Annotated in this window: 15 protein-coding genes, 1 tRNA gene and 3 pseudogenes; 5 read left to right on the top strand and 14 right to left on the bottom strand. The window is 54.2% G+C overall.

The annotated features are described in order from the left end of the window. Nucleotides 1–41 precede the first annotated feature (41 nt). Entirely contained in the window at nt 42–1,103 is a 1,062-nt protein-coding gene (locus tag ACERHN_RS13035) for an L-dopachrome tautomerase-related protein (protein ID WP_415919449.1), read from the top strand. Between the two features lie 22 nt (nt 1,104–1,125). Continuing rightward, on the top strand, nt 1,126–2,142 hold the full coding sequence (locus tag ACERHN_RS13030; protein WP_415919448.1) for a zinc-binding alcohol dehydrogenase family protein: 1,017 nt from the start codon (nt 1,126–1,128) through the stop codon (nt 2,140–2,142). 205 nt (nt 2,143–2,347) lie between these two features. On the opposite strand, the gene ACERHN_RS13025 is transcribed toward ACERHN_RS13030, so the two are convergent. The 11 genes and pseudogenes from ACERHN_RS13025 to ACERHN_RS12975 all read right to left on the bottom strand — a co-directional run bounded on the left by ACERHN_RS13025 (nt 2,348) and on the right by ACERHN_RS12975 (nt 11,990). Next, nucleotides 2,348–3,124 carry a tyrosine-type recombinase/integrase gene (locus ACERHN_RS13025; RefSeq protein WP_415919447.1) on the bottom strand — a complete coding sequence of 259 codons (777 nt, stop codon included), beginning with the start codon at nt 3,122–3,124 and terminating at the stop codon, nt 2,348–2,350. A 38-nt stretch (nt 3,125–3,162) separates the two neighbouring features. Beyond that, nucleotides 3,163–3,348 (bottom strand): hypothetical protein, encoded by a 186-nt coding sequence (locus ACERHN_RS13020; protein WP_415919446.1) that lies wholly within the window; start codon nt 3,346–3,348, stop codon nt 3,163–3,165. A gap of 509 nt (nt 3,349–3,857) precedes the next feature. Beyond that, the gene (locus ACERHN_RS13015; protein WP_415919445.1) at nt 3,858–4,133 is read right to left on the bottom strand and encodes a T6SS effector amidase Tae4 family protein; all 276 of its coding nucleotides are present in this window, start codon (nt 4,131–4,133) and stop codon (nt 3,858–3,860) included. Nucleotides 4,134–4,600: 467 nt separating this feature from the next. Further along, nucleotides 4,601–5,200 (bottom strand): hypothetical protein, encoded by a 600-nt coding sequence (locus tag ACERHN_RS13010; RefSeq protein ID WP_415919444.1) that lies wholly within the window; start codon nt 5,198–5,200, stop codon nt 4,601–4,603. A gap of 444 nt (nt 5,201–5,644) precedes the next feature. Further along, nucleotides 5,645–5,896 (bottom strand): adenylate/guanylate cyclase domain-containing protein, encoded by a 252-nt coding sequence (locus ACERHN_RS13005; protein ID WP_415919443.1) that lies wholly within the window; start codon nt 5,894–5,896, stop codon nt 5,645–5,647. Nucleotides 5,897–6,010: 114 nt separating this feature from the next. After that, nucleotides 6,011–6,550, bottom strand: coding sequence for a hypothetical protein (locus ACERHN_RS13000; RefSeq protein ID WP_415919442.1), 540 nt, complete (start codon nt 6,548–6,550; stop codon nt 6,011–6,013). A gap of 78 nt (nt 6,551–6,628) precedes the next feature. Further along, complete coding sequence (locus ACERHN_RS12995; RefSeq protein WP_415919441.1) at nt 6,629–7,621, bottom strand: tetratricopeptide repeat protein; 993 nt, start codon at nt 7,619–7,621, stop codon at nt 6,629–6,631. After that, the gene (locus ACERHN_RS12990; protein ID WP_415919440.1) at nt 7,614–9,395 is read right to left on the bottom strand and encodes a phospholipase D-like domain-containing protein; all 1,782 of its coding nucleotides are present in this window, start codon (nt 9,393–9,395) and stop codon (nt 7,614–7,616) included. The genes ACERHN_RS12995 and ACERHN_RS12990 overlap by 8 nt, the downstream gene beginning before the upstream one ends. 4 nt (nt 9,396–9,399) lie before the next feature. Beyond that, a complete protein-coding gene (locus ACERHN_RS12985) occupies nt 9,400–9,822 on the bottom strand; it encodes a hypothetical protein (RefSeq protein ID WP_415922799.1) in 423 nt (140 codons plus the stop codon). A gap of 42 nt (nt 9,823–9,864) precedes the next feature. Further along, nucleotides 9,865–10,137, bottom strand: a pseudogene (locus tag ACERHN_RS12980) (PAAR domain-containing protein); the annotation flags it as partial. Next, nucleotides 10,137–11,990, bottom strand: a pseudogene (locus ACERHN_RS12975) (type VI secretion system Vgr family protein). The pseudogenes ACERHN_RS12980 and ACERHN_RS12975, both read right to left, overlap by 1 nt. 334 nt (nt 11,991–12,324) lie before the next feature. Between ACERHN_RS12975 and ACERHN_RS12970 the strand changes: the two are divergent. From ACERHN_RS12970 to ACERHN_RS12960, 3 genes and pseudogenes are all read left to right on the top strand, one after another. Beyond that, nucleotides 12,325–12,743, top strand: a pseudogene (locus ACERHN_RS12970) (IS5 family transposase); the annotation flags it as partial. 40 nt (nt 12,744–12,783) lie between these two features. Beyond that, complete coding sequence (locus ACERHN_RS12965; protein WP_415919439.1) at nt 12,784–13,296, top strand: TniQ family protein; 513 nt, start codon at nt 12,784–12,786, stop codon at nt 13,294–13,296. 11 nt (nt 13,297–13,307) lie between these two features. After that, nucleotides 13,308–13,847 (top strand): hypothetical protein, encoded by a 540-nt coding sequence (locus ACERHN_RS12960; RefSeq protein ID WP_415919438.1) that lies wholly within the window; start codon nt 13,308–13,310, stop codon nt 13,845–13,847. Nucleotides 13,848–14,490: 643 nt separating this feature from the next. On the opposite strand, the gene ACERHN_RS12955 is transcribed toward ACERHN_RS12960, so the two are convergent. The 3 genes from ACERHN_RS12955 to ACERHN_RS12945 all read right to left on the bottom strand — a co-directional run bounded on the left by ACERHN_RS12955 (nt 14,491) and on the right by ACERHN_RS12945 (nt 15,932). Then, nucleotides 14,491–14,817 (bottom strand): hypothetical protein, encoded by a 327-nt coding sequence (locus ACERHN_RS12955; protein ID WP_415919437.1) that lies wholly within the window; start codon nt 14,815–14,817, stop codon nt 14,491–14,493. An 84-nt stretch (nt 14,818–14,901) separates the two neighbouring features. After that, complete coding sequence (locus ACERHN_RS12950; protein ID WP_415919436.1) at nt 14,902–15,327, bottom strand: hypothetical protein; 426 nt, start codon at nt 15,325–15,327, stop codon at nt 14,902–14,904. Nucleotides 15,328–15,855: 528 nt separating this feature from the next. Further along, nucleotides 15,856–15,932 (bottom strand) — tRNA-Arg (locus tag ACERHN_RS12945). Nucleotides 15,933–15,963: the final 31 nt, after the last annotated feature.

Below are 15,963 nucleotides of genomic sequence, written 5' to 3'. Positions count from 1 at the left end.
GTCGCAGTCCTCTTCCGAAATAGTGACGAAAGGACGACCTCATGACCGCCCCTTCCGACTGGCCGATCAAAGCCGAACTCTTTGCGGAGCTTTCGGAATCCGTCGGCAACATCACCTTCACGCCAAAATCCGACGTGATCTTCAGCTATCACCCGTTTTTCGACCCGAACACCCGCGTGGCAAAGCTGAACGCGGACCGGAAAAGTGCTGCGCCGTTCCCAAACGCGGAGTGGAATACGCCGGAAGAGAACACCGATCTCTTCCTCGACTCCGTTCTGGGTCTGCGGTGCGACGGCAACGGCATCGTCTGGATGATGGATATGGGACTGCGCAATGATTTGACGCCAAAGCTCGTCGGTTGGAACACGAACACCAATAGCCTTGAGCGTATCTACTACGTGCCAGCGCCAGCCACGTTGGCCAGCTCTCAGCACAACGACTTCACCATCGACGAAAAGCGCCGCCAAATCATCATCGCCGATGAAGGCGTCGGGCGAGACGGCGACGGGACCGAAGCGGCACTGGTCGTCATCGACATGAAGACAGGCGCGACCCGCAGGCTCCTGCAAGGTCACGAAAGCTGTCTTCCCGAAGAAGTGAGCGTTGTCGTCGGTGGGCGCGAGCTGACGGTCGATGGCAAGAAGCCGTTGCGGATTGGCGCTGACGGAATCGTAGCTGACCTGGACTTCGAATGGCTTTACTTCGGGCCCCTCTCCGGCGGCTGGATTTACCGCGTCCGGCTGGACGACATCGCAGATACCTCGCTCACGAATTCCGAACTGGGCGACCGCGTCGAGAAGTATGCGGAAAAGCCCAACAACGGCGGACTGGGCATGGACAGGGACGGGAACCTCTACCTGACAGCCGTCGAAACAAACGCCGTTGGTGTCATCCCTGCAGACACTCGAACCTACGCCGCCTATGCCGCGCATGAAGATATCGTCTGGCCAGACGGCGTGAGCTTTGCGCCGGACGGATACATGTATGTCTCTGCGGCACAGGTCTCAGAGGCGGCGATCTTCAACGACGGGGATGTGCGCAACCACCCCCCCTACCGCATCTTCCGCTTCCCCCCAATCGCGCCCGGCCGTCTGGGCTACTGACAAACATCGAAAGGACCACACTATGCAAGCCGTTGGGATCACCCATTATCGCGACATCGACGCCGATGACGTTTTCGTCGATGTAGACCTGCCCAAGCCAGAGGCCAAAGGCCGGGATCTGTTGGTTGAGGTGAAGGCCGTTTCCGTCAATCCGGTCGACACGAAGGTGCGCAAGGGCGGCGGCGCGAAGGTCGAAAACCCGCCGCGCATCCTGGGATGGGATGCCAGCGGTGTCGTTGAGGCCGTCGGACCAGAGGTGACACTCTTCAAGCCGGGCGATGAGGTCTACTATGCCGGAGACATCACCCGCTCGGGCTCGAACGCCGCATTTCAGTTGGTTGATGAACGCATCGTTGGGCACAAACCAAAATCGCTCAGCTTTGCGGAGGCAGCGGCGCTGCCCCTGACGACCATCACGGCCTATGAAGCGTTCTTCGACCGGCTCGGCATCAACCGGGACGGCGGCGACGCAGGCCAGTCAATCCTGATCATCGGTGCAGGCGGCGGCGTGGGGTCAATCGGCGTCCAGCTTGCCAAGGCCGCAGGTCTGACTGTGATCGGGACCGCATCACGCCCGGAAACGATCGACTGGGTGAAAAAGCTCGGGGCCGATCACACCATCAACCACCGCGAGGACATGCCGTCGCAAATGCGCAATCTTGGGTTCGAGAACTTCGATCACATCGCGATCTTCAACGACATGCGCCATTGGGAGGCCTGCGTTGAGATGATCCGCCCCCAAGGCGGCATCGTCAGCATCGACGACACGCATCTGCCGATGCCGATGGCGGGTATGAAAACGAAGGCCGCCTCTCTGCACTGGGAGTTCATGTTCGCCCGCGCCATGCACCAGACGCCTGACATGATCGAGCAGCACAAGCTGCTGAGCTACGTGGCGGGCGAGATTGATGCCGGACGTCTTCGCACGACGCTGGAAACGGTTGTTGGCAGCATCACCGCCGCAAACATGCAGAAGGCTCACGAGTTGGTTGAGACTGGAACGGCAAAGGGAAAGGTTGTTTTGGAAGGATTTGGGTAACTCTTTCAGGGCTTCCAGCCGCGCAACAGGGCGCGGCACGCGCCTGTGCTACGGAAGTGGCTTCGTTCTTGTGCGCAATTGAGACGTCGACCACCGGCAAGATCGCGCAGGCGCATCGAATGTCGGCTATACGGCTTGCAACCACAGAATCCCGGACAATTGCTAAAGGTCGACTATGGGCCGCTCATGAAGCCACCCAAATATCCTAGATTTCAATGGCTTCCGCGATGGCCAATGCATCTTCGAGTTCAACGCCGAGATATCTGACCGTACTATCCATCTTAGTATGGCCAAGCTGAAGTTGAACGGCGCGAAGGTTTCCGGTCTTCTTGTAGATCTGAGTAACCTTGGTTCTCCGCATTGAGTGGGTACCATACGCACTCGCCTCGAGACCGATCGATATCACCCAGTCGCGGACAATTCGCGCATTTTGGCGGGTCGAGATGTGCAAGCGCTCATGGAACCGACCCGGCCACAGGTACTCTGAGCCGACCATGAGCTCATCTTCCATCCACTTTTCGACAGAGGCACGTGTGCCTTCGGTTAACCCTTGGTGGCCAGGTGTCTCCATAGTGTTGTTTGGGCCATTGATCTTTTCCCACGGCGGATTTTGCCTTGCAGCCCAATCATCCGCCATCATTTCACCGAAACGGCCCTTTGTGTTGTTCGACGTCTCAGAAATGCGCCGCCACTCCCCATTTTCCTGTACCATCGCCTCACCATCCGGCGCGCGTCGGACACCTTGCGGATCGGTTGCTCGACGATAGCTGCCATCTTCCGCGACATCACGTCGATCTCTGTCCCCATCCCGATCAGTCCGTCGCGGAACGTCTTCCGCAGGCGCATCGGGCAGATCCCGGTTCCGATCCGGCTCGAACCCGCCGACATGGTTTTCCTGCGGCGTTCCGTATTTGGACTCCAGCGCGTCATTGTCCCAGGTCGAATGATTGAGCCTGCGCCCCTCGACGTCCGTAACATCCACGCGAACGCGCCGACCCGGCAGGCTGATGCGCACAAATTTCAGCCCGCGCAGCTCGCCAGCCCAGCCAGAACCTCACCCGCTAGAAAGACGCCATCAATCCCCGTCGTTACAACTTCATAAAACAGGCCACGTTCGGCGTAGCCGCGCTTGATATCCTCCCACATGCCCCGAATGAAATCGAGCACCTGCTGGATCGCGGTGACTTCGTTGGTTTCTGCCTGCATGGGCATTTTGCGAGAGCAACGCGCAGCTCTAGAGCGGCGCGCTCGTCACGTACCATTGCATAGTCGGCCTGTTCCGTCTGCTGCGACACTTATGGCAACCTCATCTGAACCACTCGATGCCCGAAAGCCACCTTTTCTCTACCTCGGGAACAAGATCCTACCGTGGGGAAAACTTAACACGCTTGTACAAACAACGGTCGGCCAAAACATCGGCGACGCTCGGACGGAAGTGAGAGTATCAACTTGGTCAGCTTGCCAATACGTACCAACCATCGCGAAGAAAATGACCGCTGAGAAACCAGCCTATAAAAGATAAGTTGTGATAGGCGCTCCGTGTAGAAACGCAACGGCACAGGTGAAACTCGTATAAATTGTAGCGAACACAATCCACCACGACCATAGTCCGATATTCTCTCCGAAACGCGTTTCGCCAACAGAATGAACGTTGAGATTTCCGATGATGGCGATGTGACATATGGCAATTACTATCGCTAGAAAGACCTGGCCAATCACGGCAACTCCCATAGCCAGACCTCCTTTGAATACTCAAGGTGCGTCACAAGTCCTACCAACTCGGCCAACTCACGCCGCCAATCGGGTGCGCTTGGCATCCTACCATTTCGCCATAAATCGATGTGGTCGCCACTGCGTTGAGCAAAACTCTGACCTTTCTCTTGCCAGTAGTCTTTGAAGAAAATTATGCCCTGCTTGTTGTTGAATTTGTCTTCGAAATTATCGCCCGTTGCCTTCTGAACATCAGGAAGTCCAACAACGGGCTTGGTCAACAACTAATCGGCCATCTGTTGTGCAAGCAAAAAATGAAACTCATAGTCTGCAGCTGTACCTCGATGACTGTGGCATTGCCGATATGGCGAGGCACTCTTGCTTGGCATACGGAAACCTGATTGAATCAAGCGATCGCTCAACGTAATTGCACAATAGTCATCCCATGGTTGCGGGACTCGATTTTTGATATCAAGAAAACACCGATTCTTTAGGTTATTTATGTTCACGTTCCACAGCATATCAAGTGTGACACCATTTACACCAAGACGTGCCATCAATTACTCTCCGATAAGTCAAACGCCTCTTGCCCAAAGAAAATTTCAGCATCGGTTTGTGTTTCACGCACCAGATTGGCCGTAAACCCATCCTGATCCGTGTAACCAAAATGGGAAGTGCCATCGCTCAACTGCAAAAATATGAAGAATTTGCCAGAGGCTGTCCCGATGCATTATTTATAACTTGATATTCAATTTCGATGAGTTTTGCCATTATATAAATTCAGATCTATTCTGCCGGATTTGACTGCGAAAGTGGAGCTGGCATCTATATAAATAGAATCCGAAAAATCCACCAACAGCCGCGTACCTTTGAGCAGGACAGTACTATCTTTTTGTAATGTGATGGACGCTTTTCCGCACGAGAGTTCTACAGAGGTCCTACTCCCGATTGATGCACTATTCTGAGAATCGAGCGACATACCCCTCGTAGAATCCAAACTCAGATCCCCTTCACATTTTACACGGAAACGACCGTTCGACATTACCTCGAAGTTCTGAGCCGTCGTTACTCTGAAAGACGCGCCTGCACTGATTGACGTTGCGCCCTTTGAAATAATGTCAAAACTTCCTTCCGACGGGTCGAGTTGGCCAAAACGTGCTTCTTTGTAGCCAAGCGCACCAATACCTTCACGTTTTTGAGCGTCGTAAGGCGTGACCGGGTGGCGACTACCTGATTTCCCAATCTGTAGAGCAAAGCTGCCAAGGACAACGTCTGATCTGTTTCTGTCCACTTGTGATATTTGATTACGCCCGACGCTACAGATTTGCTTCCTGTCCAAAAGCACCATCGCTTCCCACGAAACATGATCCTTTGCGCTGTGCGTTGGTACCTACGTTATCCTCTGTCCTACCAGGATTTCGTGGATCTTTTGGCCTAGCACGGCGTAACTGTTGATAGATCTATGGTGTATCGCCCCCTCACCTCGGCGAGAGTATCTCGCAGCAGCGAGATTGGCGATCAAACAACTCGGTGTAAATGCGGACCACAGTGAACTGCTCAGGCACACCGAAAGTATCCTTCAATCTGCCAGTCAGTAACCTGTGGATATCCAGTGACTAAGGGCACAGTGACACCAGACCTTGGTGAACCGCGTTGACCGCGCCTGCGCAGCGAACGGCAGCTATGCGGGCTGCGACTGCAGAAATCGGGGACGCTCGTTGAAGGTCCGCTTTGGGCCGTACGCAATGGCGCGGCGCATCTAACTCATCGTCGCATCATGTGCAGAGGTTAGTCAAATTTCTCCCGACAGCCTAAAAACCTCGACGGGTTCGCGGATCCCTTTCAAAGTAAGTTCCCCACGGGTCTCGACGGGAAGAGTATCCTCTACAGCAATTCCGGCCCGTGTGCTGAGCAGGATTTCACCGTCGATAGCTTCATCGCACAGCCGCGATGCAAGATTGATAGCAGTGCCGGACGCAGTGTAATCAAACCTCCCTTCAAACCCGACAAGGCCAACCGTGGCATAAGCCCAGTTCTCGGTCAATAGCTATGTCACGCATCAAGATAGTAGTGGGCATTTTTGGCAGACTTAACCGCGGCAAAAAATGGCATAACTGATGAACACCAGACAATGCGGTAGTCCCGCGGCGGTTCAGTTTTAAAGTTGCCGCTCATCAGTTTTCCAACTTAAAATTAAGTCGGCATGTGGACACTGTCCTTCAGCATTTTCAGCCAAGTAAATCAAAGCAAACCGCAGTAGATCGGGTACGTTTTCGAGTTCGCTACGTTGCACATTAACATGAATTTTGTCCCGCAACGCGACTATGGAGAGCGCAATCAGGAAAACATCACCTTCAAGACTGGCAGCTATTTCACTCAGCCGATCGCTGGCAGGAAGCAACTGTGGCCGTAGCATACCGATCACTCTGAGCGTCGCAGGGTCCAGTGCAATCTCCGGTGTGATGGCTTGCCAGATTTTTGAAATCTGCGCTAAATTGGCCCCCTTGCACCACGAAAGTGCAACGGCCCCAATGATCGTCCAACCGGCGCCATAGCAGAGGTGCTCCCAAAGCAAAGCATCATAATCTTCCAGTTTTTCGAGCGCATCTCGGTCTGACTGATCCAACATTTCTCTGATTTTAAAGAAATGCGAATTCCTGGGGACAGTTGCCCACTCCCGCGCGTTCGAATGAAGCATTTGCCAGACGTCTACCGCGCTCACGGGACCGTCAAGCCAATGTACCCCATCAGTTATCTCACTTACTGTCATGTCGATCTAGCGACCGCGAATGACAGTAAGGCTCGACAGATCAAAGGGCTGAACTGGTGCCGGTGGCAATCCGGCGGCCCCGCGGGTCAGTGGCCCGTCTGGACGCGGGCACTTTTCATCTATCAGCGGTCCTTCCGACGGGCCCAGAGCATTTAAACAGGCCACCATATCCGGGTCATAGAGTGGCTCATCTTCGAACTTGTAGATCGGCATTACTCTCGTTCCGAAAAAAGGGTTAGTCAGTTTGGCTGCTTCCCGAGCATAGTATTCACGTTTTAGTGGAGTTTTATCTTTCGAGGAATAATATAAATAAAGCTGATTGAACCCCTCTGGGTCACCACGCCTCGACACTTCTTCAAGCAACGCCTGCCCGCGCGCAATCCTATCCGGGTTCGCCGGGACTGGGATTAAGGATTGCAAAAGGTTTAGGTCGTGCCGACCGAGGAGAAGGATACCACGAAGATCGTCGCGCTTGGCTGCTTCGATAAAGCACGCTTGTGCGCGTGTAGGATCAGCAGGTCCCGCCCTACCGAAATGATGGTAGAGTCCCATCCCGATGTACCCACGTACATCGCCGCGCCGGGCCATTTCGACGTTCCAGCGAAAGGCCGCCTGGTGATCGCGTGGAAAACTATCTGGGTCAGGATGTCCCCAGCCGTTTTGCTCGTAAACAGAAAGGTTGTTCATTGCGCCGACATGGCCCATCTCGGCAGCCTGTGAATAAAGCCTGCGGGCTTCCACCCTGTCCGGCCGGATACCGCGTAATTCTGCGGGTATTGTCTCGGGCATCTCGACCATGATCGTCAGGTCATGCGCGCGGGCCCGCTGGTAGATCTGCTCTGCTTCCGGGGTGGTGTTTGGCGCAATCAAGTCACTGTCGTTGAACATACACATCTTATCCGTCAAGTTCTTCGCCGGTACATTTCTGGCCGTTACCAAGTATAAACCCAATCCAAGAAACCCCACTGTCGCGACGACAGAGATCATGACCTTAGCCAAGACTGCCTCCCTCGCCCGGTGGCGTGACCTGCGCTAACCGGTTGGCGCGTTCGTCATTGGGATCACGGCGATCCGCCGTATAGTTCACGACCCTGCCGTGCGGTAGACGCACGGGCGACCCGGCCAAAACTGAATTTTGTGCGACCATGTCTTGCCACTTGGCAAAGGCCAGCATCGGATCGTTGCCACGATCAAATTCGTTCATCGGATCCCCCACAAGGATGTTCATGATTTCACGGCGCAGACGAAGGGCTTCCTGACCGTCCAAAACTCCGATGTTCAGCTCTGGATCGCTTTCCATGCCACGTCGATTATAGTTAGCGGACCCAATCGAATAAAAGACATCGTCGACCAACAAAAGCTTGGCATGGACATAGACCGTTGAATGGTACGGTGCTTCCTCGTTCAACATTGTCGTCATCGAGATTGGTGTGCCAGCAGCGTTGAACTTGTCAAAGGTCACCCCGTCATGCCCAGCTTGAGCCTGTACGGACTGGCGATCAAAAAACCCAAGCTCGTCGATGTTGGCCGGGATATTCCAATCATTTGTGACGATCATCATCGGCACTTGTTTCTTGATTGGAATATCGCGATTTGTGGCCCACCAATCGATGATCCGGTCAGTCAGAGGCCAATTACGGAAATACTGATTGACCATCAAAATGTAACGATCAGCGTTTTGCATCGCGTGCAGATAAAGCTTTTCGATATCCCGTGCAGGAGGAGAGGCTCTTGGAAAAGTAGCTGCAACTTGCGCCGGGGCCTGACGTGCGCGCCCGCTGAAGCGTGAAACCGCAGGTGCGGCTGGTGGGTTCTCGCCTGTGTTTGCTGTCCACACGCGCGAGAAGTTCGCGTAGACGTCTACGACAGCCTTGCCCCAAATTTGTGTACTGATGTCGAGATAGGGTTTGATCCGTGATGACGTTTCGGTCCGGTAGGTAAAATGGCCTGCATGTTTAAGATCACGAAGGGCCTCATATTCCCGTCGGAAACGTTCGACAGTCGCTGCATGGCGCGGCGGCACATATCCGGTCATATCCCGATAGAATTCGTAGTTCTGCCGCGCGGTTTCAAGCTGTTGAGCGTATTGGTCGGCACTGACCTGATCCATCGTTCTCAGGTAGAACTGACGCCGTGGACTGACGCGGCGCAAATTGACTGATGACCAGTAATTGACCAGCATGTTGTGGCCCATTACAAATGCCGTCGCGGCAGATGGGTTTTCTATATCGACAATGATCGACTTCTGGTGGAAGCTCGGAAATAAGTGGATCGGGTTGGTGCTCAACGAATTTGTCATCTCAAATTCGATGTTTGGATAGTCTTTCACAAGCTCGCGAAACTTCGCCGGGTTCGTGCTATTGCCGCCCAAGTCTGCGTCGGTTGGATCCTCAGCGCCGCTACCGCCAGAACCGATACCGACCTTGTAATGATCCCAAACCACCATTCTGATCTGAAAGGCCGGATTTCTGGCTTTTTCCAAAAGCATTTCGCCGAGAATAGCCTGCTTGTCCCAGTTACTGGCAGTACCGCGCTCCAGTAACATTGCCGGGTCCAAACCCCAGAAGCAGAGGTTGATGCTGCTCCGCGCAGCGCGCAATGCCCGTGCGACAGCGGCGAAGGCGTCTTCACCGCAAACCAGCGGCGACACCGTGGTGGCGGGTCGCATTGGAAACTCGCTGTTTCGGCCAAACCAGTCGACAACTTCAAACGATCGCCCAGTGGAAGGGTCATATGGCTGCGCAATTACCGGGGGCGGATCTTCTCTGCTCATGGGGTCACGGTAGCAGTGCTTTGAGGAAATTCGTTACGCGTTCCGAAGCAGTGCTGGCCTCGTCTTCGTCGCGTGCCGCCTGAAACCAGCCAAGTCCGCCCGTGGCCTCATTCCGGTCCGGTGACAGAGCCGTCTTGTCGCCTTCATCCGCAATTGTGTAGCCCAACGCGGCCAGACGATCATCGACCCCGGCAGGTGTATCTGCCGGCGCCAGCCCACGCACATCCAAAGTCCAAATGCGTCCGACCGCTTCGACCCGGAAGACACCTGTAACCTCATCAGGGGCGAATGTAATCACGCCTTTCTCGTCCGTAATACCTTCTTGGACGAGGCCATCGTTGTGGAAGAGTTTGTAAGGTTCTTTGTAGTAGCTGTGATCCGCGCTGCCGGGGATCTGAGACAACACAAACCGAACCGATGGTTTCACGTCGCCTGTCCCCTGGCCCCACGTATCATCTCCAATGAAAACATCACCAGAACCGGTAGACACTGACCCCCCGCAGGAAATGGCGTCACCAACGCGACTGGCAGGTCTGTTGTTAATGTTCACCGTCGCAGACCCTGCCGACACGCTGCGCCCATGGGGCGGACATTGCCCGCAGCCATGAGGCATGACCGCGTCCCCTTTGCGTAAAGCAGGCCGCGCGTTTGTGAAAACGTCACCGCTACCTTCTGCTGTAGGGCTGGGTGGGAAACATCCATGTCCCGAGCCAATATCGGCCAATCGTCCTGCGGCGGGCATCAGTCTTTCACCTTTGCTTCGTCAGGCAGCTGTGGCGTATGGCCCTCGCCCACAACACCGTCGAACGGAGATCCGCCCGAATTAATGTTGACCTTCGTACCACGGATCGTGATGCCATCCGCCCCGATCCGAATAAAACCACTTGGCGCTTTAATTATAAGTTCACCCTTGCTTTCGATGACGGTAGCGTTGCCTGCTTGGACAAAAACGCTTTCGCCTGCAATAACCGAGAACTTGTCCCCGACTGACAGCGCGCTGTCTTTTCCAACGGATGCGGAATGACTTTTGGCTGTCGCGTCAATGCGGTTCTCACCGACTGAACTGCTTTTATTGCGCTTCACTTCTTCATTGCGATTATTGTCAACTTTGAAGTGAGCGTCATTCTGAACCCATTCGCGAAGATCGTTTTTAACGATGATATCCTGATCCATCTCTGCCTGAATAAAGATTTGTTCGTCACCATTGCGATCTTCAAAGCTGATTTCGTTGAACCCTTCGCCTTGATGTGTATCGGATCGAAAGACGGATTTGGTTTTGTGTTGTGGCAATGCATACGGCGCATCGTTCTTCCCGTTATACACACAGCCCGTCACGATGGGTTTGTCCGGATCGCCGCGGAGGTGTTCGACGATGACCTCCATGCCGATGCGCGGGATGACCACGCCGCCCCAGCCTTTCGATGCCCAGTTCTGCGACACGCGCACCCGCATCGTGTGCGCGCCCTCGAGGTCCCAGTGGAAGCGGCACAGGATGCGGCCATATTCGTCGCAATCGATCTCTCCTTCGCCTACGACCACGGCTGTTTCCGGGCCCTGGACGCGCGGGCCGATAGTGCGTCTTTCGGGGCGATAGGGCGTGTCGTCTGGCATGAGCACGTAGGACCCTTGATAGGGTGTCTCGTCATTGCCACTGTCGCCCGTCCCATAGGCTTGCGCCCGGAACCGGTGTTGCGCTTTGAGGCAGACAAAGGTCCGGCCCGTTGCATTTGGAACCTCATCGCCGCGCAAGCTGACCCGCCAACCTGCGCCCAGCGAGACAACATCGCCTTCGGCTTCATGGCGTGGAGCCTGTCCGCGCTCGGCATCAACACGGGTGTTCACGACCCCTTGGCCTTCACCCTGTTTGAGGTAGTCACCGGGCCAGTCATAGCTTTCGATGTCACCGCCGGGGTGCGTAGCATCTCCCATATGATCAACTTCTTAAGCTGCCATGGGAATTTTGAAGTTGTACTCTGTCAATTGGACCGCCCCCGTCGTGATCCGCTCCGCTGATGACCAGAGGCTAAAGTGCTCTTCCTCATGCTGGTGGAAGCCACCGACACCATAGTACGGACGCGACGCACCGGGGATTTCCGGCAGACTGAAAGACGCATCAGTCAACAGAAGCGTATGATTGCCGGCCTCATGTTTCCACGACCAGCTGATGCCATGCCTTTCGAGTTGACGGCGGACAAAATCCGCGTCGTTTTCGCCATACTGCACCGTGTATTCAAGGACCGGATAGTCGCCTGTGACACGGCTTTCGAGATGCGGGCTGCCAAAACCAACATAAGCACTGAGCACCTTCTGAACGATGTCGATAACCGTCTTGTTGTGAAAAATCCGCATGTTGCGGCGCAGGCTGGCCGCATGCAACCACGGACGCAATACCAGATCATAGCGAAACCCGTTCTCAAACGCGCCGCGCGCCCGTGCCTCACACACGATGCCATCAAACGGCCGGGTCCCATCGGCATGGTCGATCTCAACCGTGGCGTGGGTCCCGAGCAGAGCATGTAAATCGAGCCCCGACTGATCCGAGAGCGCCTCCACCCGCCACTCAAAATCGCCAGAGAGTTCCTCAGAGCCGTCCATGCGCAAAAGGACCAGCACATCTGTGCCCAACACCGTGGACAATCGGCCCTAACGCGCCTGCTGGCTAAAGAGCTTGTTCAAACCGCCGCTCCAATACTTCACTCAGTACGGGGACGTTAACAGTTCCCGAAATGCGGGAAAACTAAAATCCCATAAAGAACTCACGCGCTTCTGAGAATTGTTGTAACGCCGCTCCTTCTACCATGCCGCTGCATGTCACTTATCGCGTGAGAGCGCTTTGCCAGAAAAAAGTGCTAGGGTGAGCCATTAGGGTCAGGACGCATTGATTTCGTTGCCCGGGTCTGATTCACGGCTCCCAAAACAGAGCGGTGATGTGAGCGATGTTTTCTGGCTAAACGATGCGCAGATGGCCAAGCTGGAGCCCTTTTTCCCGAAGTCTCATGACAAGCCCTGTGTGGACGACAAACAGGTGTTGAGCGGCATTATCTTCATCAATCGCAATGGCTTGCGCTGGCGGGACGCGCCTGTGGAACACGGCCCGCACAAGACCCACTACAGTCGCTGGAAGCGTTGGAGTGAGAAAGGCATCTTTGCCCGGATGTTCTTGGAACCGGCCGATCAGGGCGGCGGGACTGACACGCTGATGATCGACGCGACGCATCTGAAGACGCTCTGCACCGCCTCAAGTCTGGGGCTGAAAAAGGGGGGCGAGGCCGCCTGATTTGCCGAACCAAAGGTGGGATGAACTCAAAGCTGCACACTGTCACTGACGATTTGGGCGCCCCTTGCGGATGACCTCTGCCGGGATCTCGGGCTGGAATGGCCCAGCATCGTGCGTGGCGACACAATACAGTTGAGGGGCCTCGCGTCCCTTGGCGGTGCCAATGTCGATGACATGCTGCGCTGGTCGATCAAATCGCTGAGCAATCTGCAGTTCCGGATCGGCAACGACACGGTGCCCAACAAGACCCTTCTGCGCAGTCGACCTCGACTTTGTCCCCGCTGCGTGATGGAAGACTTGTCAGAGGACAAGCAGCCCTATCGTCGGTTCCACTGGAATTTGCGCGCCATCCGCACCTGCGAGCAGCACGACACTCCAATCCTCCAACTTTCACACCTCGAACATACCTTCGGTAACTACGATTTTGTTAGACGCGTGACAGCGCATCAATCGATGATCGAAGGGGCTGTGCTTGCGCCCGCAAACCGTGCGCTCACGCCGTTTGAAGCCTATCTGCTTGGGCGGTTGCGCAGCGCGGTATCTAAGTGCGCCTATGCTGACAGCCTGTCTTTGACCGTCTTGATCAGATTGACAGAGATTTGGACAACGGTCTGGACTGCCTGAACTTAACCCTCGTGAACGAGACGGTGGAAGTCAGTCCCAACTGGTTCCTGCCTCCTGAAACGGTACGGGGCGCAACGACGTTCTTCGCGATCGGCTCCCGCACTGGATTGAGGCTCACGGAAACTTTCGAGTTCCTGGAACAGAACGACGCTGACAACACTGCTCAGCGGCGGTTCATGCTGGCAACCGACGAAAGCGGCGTCATTTTCCAGTCAAAACCTGAAGGTACTCGGATCGTGGTGGATTGGGTTCCCCAAGGCGGGGGGCCCCTGAAGCTAATGGGCTATTTGGAAGATGGCACCGAGGTGGAGGTGGCAACAGATCCTCACCCGGACGAACAACACTATAGAAGACAGTTCGAAACATTCATACCACCGGAAGATGGTGTATTCGGCTTTTTTCTCTTCGCCGAGTCAGAGGCGGGTTTTTCTAGGGTGTGTGTCGGAAGAGAGCCGGATGCTCTGCCGCGACCGTTCGAAGATGTTGTCCAAGCCCTTCCTAATGCATTTCCTGGGGCTCGTGAGACGATCAACAGACTGCTTTCAGAATAACGGTACAGAAGGCTCGACGCCGAGCCAATCCAGCGAGAAGATAAGGCTGTACGGCTATGCAGGAACGCCAGAATTCGAACGTTTATGTCTCCGGCGATAACGAGCCATTTCGGCAGAATAATTTATCGATGTTATGTCTCAGATCGAGATACAATTTTGAGAATCTAATGTTTAGGGCGCTTCCCGGTATTTTTGGGGTGCTTCTATCGCATCATCTGTCGCAGCAGAAACAGACTTACAAAACAGGTTGAACAGCCCATTTTTAGCTTGGAGTATCCCGAACTCTGAGTACCGACAAGCGGTCAGCTGCACACTGGCAACAAGCGGCGAAGAACTTTCCGGATATACAATAGATATAATTGTTGGTGAACGTTTAGATGAGACGGGTGAGCCAAATAGAACAGCCTTTTACTACGACACAAAAGTGTACGGCGTTCTAGCTGAGCTGAGAACATACCCCGCCAGCTCTGACTTTGATAGAACTCTTCTCACCCTCAAGCTCTCGCGCAGCTCTGATCTCGAAAATGCCGAATATCTGAGGGACGCACTGGGTGAAGCCTATCGAAAATGCCCACGGAATTATGATGACTTCGTAAGCACTGAATCTTTCAATTAGTCCAACCTCTCTATCACGAGTGAATATTTATGTAGCACCCTGTTCTTCAAGCAACTGTGGTGTCGCATGATGGTGCCACATAACCACTGAGGCAATGTGCTCAATAGCCACAGTTTTCACGAATGTTTTAGGCCCGGAAAAGTAAATCCAACTGACACGTCCAGCATGCACATTTTGGGTATCTGTTCGATAGAATGTTGTCTCTATTTTATCTCCTCCGACAGTCAGGATTTCTAATCCAAATGGGCATCTACCTCCTCGGTGCTTATACACAAACCGTGAAAGCTCATCTTCAAGGTCTTTAATTGGCTCAACGGTAGCACCTTCATCCTCAAAGTTTTTTTCTTCCATCATACTTCTTTACCTTTCCACATCAAAAATACTTCACGTCATGTGAACTAAAAATCTTAGAAGATCGACGATCATGTCAATCGTGTCTTATATGTCTAAAACCTTATCACGCTTATGCACTTGAGTCCGCGTATCCTGTTGGCTTTGAGTTTCTTTAATATCCAGCTCACCCTTGTGTCTGTCCAATGCATCGCGCTGCGAAGGTCGATCAAGCGTAAGCCAATAGCCCAGATTTGACCGCATATCGTTCCGCTCACGGCGGTGCTTCTCACGCATGAGTTTGATAGCCTTTTGAAGCTGCCGCCGGTCGGTGAGCTGCTCGGTTTTCAGCGCGTGAAGCTCTCCCGTATCCCGCTTCTTTGCCTGCTCGATATCGGCGGCAAATTCACGGGGCAGTTTGCCCACACCAAGCTTGATCTGGGAGCGATCCCACAACCCCATAAGCCCGCTGCGGATACGATCTGCACGGGCTTTGGCCTCGGCCTTCTGGCGGGTTTGGTGTTGGCGCCACAAGAATATGCTAACCGGTCAAAGGAAGACCAAAACCTGAACAGAGCTAACCCAAATTAGCGGACCAAAAGGGGAGCAGGTCAAAGGCTGAGCAGATCAGTTCAAACTTCATGGCTTACATCTGAACTGTCGTGTCTAGACTTCTGTTCCGCCGTTCTACCAAGCAGAACGCTGTTCAACCAAAACTCATACGTTTTTGTCACCGGCAGAAACGACCGTTTTTGACATAGTCAATATTTCCACAGTCGTCCTTGGCGCAGTCGCAGCGAAAGTTCGCTCTGTCCCGCTTCGCTGCCGTCGGGTCACCTTCAGACAGAGCATCCGCCGCGAATGTCAACAATGCGGACTGCGACCGCAGCATCGGAGGCGGGCGGTGAATGTCTCTTATGGGCCGAAATCAGATCATGAACGACTTTGTAATAGCCCCAAACGAATTCGCTGCCGGCGAGACCCAAAAACGACACACCACGCGTCAAATCAGACTTATGTGTCACAAAACACAAAACTATCTGTCATCTCACATAAGGGAAGTGGCGGACCGAGGAGGATTCGAACCCCCGACCCCTTGATTCGTAGTCAAGTACTCTATCCAGCTGAGCTATCGGTCCACTGGCGGGCGGTTTAGTCCTGTGCTCAAGG

The organism is Tateyamaria rhodophyticola, from assembly GCF_047777875.1.
Lineage (GTDB): Bacteria > Pseudomonadota > Alphaproteobacteria > Rhodobacterales > Rhodobacteraceae > Tateyamaria.
Note: the sequence above shows the minus strand (reverse complement) of the source record. Positions and strands in the feature narration are given on the sequence as shown.